This is a genomic window from Kitasatospora sp. NPDC056181 (assembly GCF_042266225.1).
In the GTDB taxonomy this organism is placed as follows: domain Bacteria; phylum Actinomycetota; class Actinomycetes; order Streptomycetales; family Streptomycetaceae; genus Kitasatospora.
Window position 1 is genome coordinate 1 of the sequence record NZ_JBHJUK010000269.1, and the last position, 6,087, is coordinate 6,087.

Sequence of the window (6,087 nt, forward strand, 5' to 3'; positions counted from 1 at the left end):
CGTTCGGGCAACGGCGGGGTGGGGCGGCGCCGCCGCGGGGCGCACGGCGGCGGGGCGGCGGCGGGCGGCGGCAGGGCGGCGGCAGGGCGCACGGCGGCGGGGCGGAGTGCGCGGGCCCGGCCCGGGCCCGGCCGTCGGACGTGATCGCTAACGTGTGCGGCCATGGGAGACATCTTCGAACTCACGATCACACTGGACCTGCGCGACGAGTTGTCCGGGGACGAGCTCGCCGAGCTCCGCTGGCACCTCGGGCTCGGCCCCCGGCCGGAGGTCCTGCGGATCGTGCCCAGGTTCCCGTACGCGGACCTGGACGACGACGGCGTACTCGTCGTCGAGGACCTCCCCCGGCCCCTTCTGGGCGATCACTGCGAGGCGCGCAGGGTGGGTGGCGCGCTCGTCTCGGCACTCCTGCGCCGGGAGGACACCTGGTGCGGGGCATGGGCCCTGACCAGCCGCCAGGAGATCCACCCCAACGATTTCGATCTCACCGGTGAGCTGCTCGGCTGGCTCGCCGCCAGGGCCGGCGACCGGCACCGGGAGTCCGACGGCAGCGTCACCCTGGGGTGGACCAGGTTCCTGGAGTCCTGCCAGGTCGAGCCGCTGGTCGTGCGGGACGGCGTCGTCGTGTGGCCCTAGCCGGGCACGCAGCCGTAGCCGGGCGCGCAGCCGGCGCGGCCGGCACGGCCGGCGCACCCTCAGGGACGGCCGCACCCTCAGGGACGGGTCACGGACGCGGAAACGGGTCACGGACGCCGGGTGTGGGTTCTCAAAGAGATCCCGTGTCATTTCCTCAGTCGCGATGTCATGTGACTGGCCGATCTGACACGGGATTGAGAATCGCTGTTCGCAGCAGGTAGGTTGCGGAGGACAGAGAGAAGAGTTCGCATGGACTCCCGGATCGCCCGCATCCGACGCAAGCTCGCCAAGGTGCCCTATGCCGCGCTGCGAAGCCACTCCTTCGGTGAAGAGAAGCACGGGTTCCGCCTCGAACCCCCGTTGCCGGACGCCGAGGTCGCCGAGTTCGAGGCCGACCACCACATCGAACTGCCCGATCCCTACCGCAGCTTCCTGACCGCACTGGGCGGGGGCGGAGCATCGCCTTTCTACGGCCTGCTGCCGTTGCAGTCATGCCGGCTGTTCACGATGGACCCGCGAGGCGAGCCTGGCCGCCCTCGGGGGTTCACGTTCGCCGACGGCCCACCTCACCGAAGTGACCTGTTCCTGCACATCATCGAGGCAGGGTGCACCGACCTGGTGCTTCTCGGCATCACAGGTCCCCTGGCCGGCCGCGTCGTCACCGGAAACGCTGACGGCTTCTGGGGCCCCCACGTCTCGTCGGCCACTGACTTCCTGGCCTGGTACGAACGCTGGCTCGACCACATGCTCGACGGCCGCGACAACCGCGACCTGGAACTGACCTCACCCGCACTGCGAGCGCCGGTCGACCGCATCCTGAGGCAGCACCGCGATCACGGGAACCTGTCACGGCCCTGAGAATCCGGAGCTGTGTCATCCCTTGGAGAACGGCTCCCAGCGGCTGGTCACGTGGCCACTCGCATGACATCGGAGTTGAGAACCTACGCCGGGACGGGTCACGGACGCCGGGCGGGCGGGGTCCGTGACGCTGTCCGGGCGCTGTCCGGTGACGGTCCGGGGCGGGGTTCGGTGACGGTCCGGGCGCGGTGCGGGGGTGGTACCCAAGGTTGGGGGCGGGGGTTGGGTACCGGTACGCATTGATTGCCCGCGGCCTGGGCGGGTTTGCTGGAGGCAGCTTCACCAGTACCGCCAGCAGTACCGCCAAGACGCCGACCCCGACGCCGCCGGAGGCCAGCATGACCCGCCGCGAACGCTTCCGTCTCTACGCCCAGGAGCACTTCACCGCCGTCGACGACGGGACCGGGCTGGTCCTGCCGTCGCGCCGCGGCGCCGGACGGCAGGCCCGTCTGGCGCGGCTCGCCCGCCTGTCCCGGCTCGCCGAGCGCGCCGCGCACCACCGCGGCTGACCGCAGGCCGGCCGGAGCCCCGGCGCGGGCGGCCGGGCCGGACACCCGGCCGGCGCCACCGCTGCCGGCCGGGGCCCGGCCGGGTGCCCGGCCTACGGCACGTCCGGTTCGCCGGCGGCAGCCAGGGCCTCGCGCAGCCCGGCGCGGGCGACGCCGAGCTTGCGCAGGGCGCTCGCCACGTGGTGCTCGACGGTGCGCGGGGACAGGAACAGCGCGGTGGCGATGTCCTGGTTGCCCGCGCCCTGGGCGGCCAGGGCCGCGACCTGACGTTCCCTCGGCGAGAGCCGTTCGCCGTAGCCGCGCCGGCCGGGCGAGGCGGTACGGCCCAGGCCGAGGTCGCGGCTGACGCGCTGGCAGCGGGCCGCGTCCGAGGCCGCCCCGAGGTCCAGGTAGGCCTGCTGGGCGGCGGCGATCCGCTCCTCGGCCGCCGCCAGGTCGAACGCCGCGCCGAAGCGGCCGGCCCGTTCCTCGGCGCGGGCCGCCTCGTGCGGGCGGCCGATCCCGCGCCACTGGTCGCGGGCCTGCGTGAACGCCTCGACCGCGGCCTCCGGGTCCGCCTCGGCCAGCACCAGGCCGCGGGCCAGTGCGAGCGCCGCGAACGCGGCCGGCGCGTCCCGGCCGGGCAGGGCGGCCGCGGCCTCGGTGACGAGCCGTTCGGCCCCCGGCCGGTCGCCGGCGGCCAGGAGGGCCTCGACGGCGACGGGCAGCAGTTCGGCGCAGCGGGCCCAGGCCCCGGCCCGGCGCAGGTCCGCGACGGCCGGCGCCAGCGTGGCCAGCGCCTGGTCGGTGGCGCCCTCGGCGAGCTGCAGCGCGCCCAGGCCGGCCGCGGCCCGCATCCCGGCCGTCACCTGCGACTCGCGTTCCCCGTACCCGCCGGCCTCGGTGAACTCCCGGCGGGCCACCGCGAGGCGCCCGCGGGCCGCGGCGAGACGGCCCAGCAGCAGCGCCCGCTCGGCGCCGGCCATCGCGAGGTCGGGGAACTCCTCGCCGAGGGCGGCGAACCGTTCCTCCAGCCCGTCCCAGTGCCCGGCCAGGCCCTCCAGGCGCAGCAGTGCGATGCGGCTGTAGCACTCCAGGTACGGGATGGCCGCCTGCCGGGACAGCTGCCGGCTCTCCTCCAGCAGGCGGGCGGCGCGGGCGTCGTGTCCCAGTTCGATGGAGATCTCGCCGGCGTTGTAGAGGGCGCGGGCGCTCTGGCGCATCACCTCGGCGCTGTCGCCGCTGCGTGGCAGGGCGTCGAGGAGGTGCCACACGTGCGGGTCGCCCTCGCGGGCGAGGAAGGTCAGCCGGGTGGCCTGGACGGCCGCCGTGACCTCCTCCTCGGGGGCCTGGGCCAGGGTCTGCTCGGCGCGTTGCAGCCACTGCCAGGCGTGTTCGCCGGCGCCGTCGCGCTCGTTCATGGCGATGGCGACCATGGCCCGGGCTGCCCGTGCGGGGCGCTCCCCCAGTTCGGGCAGGGACTCCTCGATGCGGGCGAAGCCGGAGCGGTCGCCGCCGTGGATGGCGGTCAGGATGCCCAGGGTGAGGCGGATCTCGCCGCGGTCGGCGGCGGGCAGGCGGGGGTCGGCGAGGATGCGGGTCAGTGCCGTGATGCTGGCCTGCGAGTCGACGCCGTTGGCGGCGATGCGGGCCAGGGCGAGGGCGGCGCGTCCGCGGCGCCCGGGGTCGAGGTCGGGTTCCTCCAGCAGGCGGCGCAGCAGTGCGCCGGCGCTGCCGCTGTCGCCGAGTGCGACCGCCTGGTCGGCGGCGGACTCGGCAACCTCCTGCCAGGCGCGGCGTTCGCCCAGGGCCAGGGTGTGGTGGGCGATCTGGACCAGCGGGCGCGGTTCGCGCGCGCCGAGGGCCTCGACGGCGCGCCGGTGCAGGGCGTTGCGCTGGGGTCCGGGCAGGCGCCGGTAGGCGACCTGCTGGGCCAGGACGTGGCGGAAGCCGTAGCGGGCGAGGGGGTTCTCGTGCAGGACGGCGGCGCGCAGGGCCTGGGTGAGGCCCTGTGCGGTGGCGGTGGCGTCGAGGGCGGCGACGGCGGCGAGCAGGTCCTCGTCCGCCGGGACGCCGAGCACGGCGGCGGCGGCCGCGACGGCGGCGGCGTCGGGCGTCAGGGCGGCGAGGCGTTCGGTGACGGCGTCGTGCAGGCCGCGCGGGACCTGGGAGTGTTCCAGGCCGGCGGCGAGGTCGGCGGCGCCGGCCGGGCCGCCGGTGCCCCGCTGCTCGCAGAGGGTGAGGAGGTCCTCCTCGGCGACCAGGGGCAGGCCCTCGCTGCGTTCGTAGAGGACCCGGCTGAGGGCGGCGGTGGCCCCCGGGCCGAGGGCGGCGCGCGCCAGTTCGCCGACCTCGGCCTCGGCCAGCGGCCCCAGGCGCAGCAGGGGGCCGCCGACGCCGGCGGGGCGCCGGTAGGCGGCGCCGAGGACGGGGGTGTCGGGTGCGAGGTCCTCGGCCCGGTAGGTGAGGACGAGGACGAGGCGGGCGGGCATGTCGCGGGCGAGCAGGAGCAGCAGCTCGCGGGTGGCGTCGTCGGCCCAGTGGAGGTCCTCGACGACCAGGACCACGTCGCCGAGGACCCCGAGCAGGGCGCGGACCGCCTGGACGAGCAGGCCGCGTCCGGGGGGTCCGTCGCCGGTGCCGGGCGGGGGCGGGGGCAGGCGGTCGGCGAGGTCGGGCAGCAGCGGGCGCAGGGCGCCGACGCTGGCCGGGATCTCGTCGACGGGGGGCAGTAGCGGGCCGACGCCGCGCAGTGCGTCGACGACGGGGCCGAAGACCAGGGGTTCGCGCAGGGGGTGGCACAGGCCGGTCAGGACCCTGCCGCCGGCGGCGGCGACGCCGCGGGCGGCCTCGGCAACCAGGCGTGACTTGCCGATGCCGGCCTCGCCCTCGACCAGGACCACGCCGGGCGGGCGGACCATCGCCTGGACGAGGGCGGCCAGTTCCTGGCGGCGGCCGACGAAGCCGAACCCCACCCCTGCGGCTGCCGCTGTGCCTGTTCCTGTTCCTGTCCCTGTGCTTGTGCCTGTTCCTGCCGCTGTGCCTGTCGCTGCCGTGTCGTGTCGGCCCGTACTGCCCGTGCCGCCGGCGCTGCCCGTGCCGGCCGCACTGCCCTTGTTGCTCACAACCACCCACCCGTCCCACGTCCACCGCGCCCGTCCGGCCCGCACGCGGGACGGCTGATGGCGGACGTTGTGAAAGCCATCGGCCCATCATGCCGTGACCGGCGGACGGAGTGGTCACCAGGGACGGTCCGGGCAGGTCAGGCGCTCCGCAAGGCGGGCGGGCGGTGTGCGGCCAGGGCGCGGGCGGCATGCCCGTCGGGGCTGTCGCGCGGGGCCGGCGGGCGGGCCCGCCGTGCCCGGCCGGGCAGTTCCAGCACCCGGCAGCCCAGCTCCTCCAGGCGCCGCACGGTCGCGGCGGAGGCCCGGTCGTCGAGGGAGAAGACGAACGGCCCCGGCACCAGCACCGTGTCCACCCACCCCTGTTCCACCCGGCGCAGCAGCCGATCCAGCTCCGGCAGCGGCCCGCCCGAGCGGCGCCCGTCGTCGGTGAAGGCGTAGGGCGCGGGCAGCCCCTGCTGGAGGGCGAACCACTCCAGGGCGGTGCGCTGGTACTCGGTGCCGGCCGCGTCGCGCGGGTAGCAGCGCAGGTAGATCGCGGCGGCCCGGGAGCGCCGCGCCGGCCCGGTGAGGTGGTCGTCCATGCCGTTCACCAGCTCCGTCCGTCCGTGGGGGTCGACGGGCTGGGGGGAAACCCGTCCACCCCAGCAGGCCCCACGGAACACTGCGGGATCAATAGGGGCGGGCGCCCATTCCCGCCCGCGGGGCGCGGGCACCGCGGCCCTGGCGTGCGGCAGGCGGTTCCCCGGCGCCGTGCTGCACCGGTCGTCGTCGATCCCGACGACCGCCCACGCAAAACGCTCGGCTCGCCCTTGAGGCCTGGCCCCCAGGCCCACCGTTGGGGTGAACGTGGAATCTCCCGGCCGAAACAGTGCTTGGAAGGTCGATTCCACGTCCGAGTTTTCCGCGAGCAGGTCCGGGCCTGTTCGGGTTCTGATTGTACACACGAACGCACTCCCTGACGAGCTTGTGGTGTTAGTATC

At 75.6% G+C, this 6,087-nt stretch carries 5 protein-coding genes; 3 read left to right on the top strand and 2 right to left on the bottom strand.

Translation table 11 applies throughout. The features are described 5' to 3' along the window. Positions 1-162 precede the first annotated feature (162 nt). The 3 genes from ACFC1F_RS42390 (at position 163) to ACFC1F_RS42400 (ending at position 2,003) form a co-directional block, all read left to right on the top strand. Positions 163-636 (top strand): hypothetical protein, encoded by a 474-nt coding sequence (locus tag ACFC1F_RS42390; RefSeq protein ID WP_209417535.1) that lies wholly within the window; start codon positions 163-165, stop codon positions 634-636. A 249-nt stretch (positions 637-885) separates the two neighbouring features. After that, positions 886-1,494 carry an SMI1/KNR4 family protein gene (locus tag ACFC1F_RS42395; protein WP_376167052.1) on the top strand — a complete coding sequence of 203 codons (609 nt, stop codon included), beginning with the start codon at positions 886-888 and terminating at the stop codon, positions 1,492-1,494. A gap of 338 nt (positions 1,495-1,832) precedes the next feature. Beyond that, positions 1,833-2,003, top strand: a complete 171-nt coding sequence (locus ACFC1F_RS42400) for a hypothetical protein (protein WP_376167054.1) — start codon at positions 1,833-1,835, stop codon at positions 2,001-2,003. 92 nt (positions 2,004-2,095) lie between these two features. Here the strand turns inward: ACFC1F_RS42400 and ACFC1F_RS42405 are convergent, their stop codons facing one another. Beyond that, positions 2,096-4,957, bottom strand: coding sequence for an AAA family ATPase (locus tag ACFC1F_RS42405; protein ID WP_376167056.1), 2,862 nt, complete (start codon positions 4,955-4,957; stop codon positions 2,096-2,098). Positions 4,958-5,244: 287 nt separating this feature from the next. After that, the gene (locus ACFC1F_RS42410; protein ID WP_376167058.1) at positions 5,245-5,688 is read right to left on the bottom strand and encodes a recombinase family protein; all 444 of its coding nucleotides are present in this window, start codon (positions 5,686-5,688) and stop codon (positions 5,245-5,247) included. Positions 5,689-6,087 lie beyond the last annotated feature (399 nt).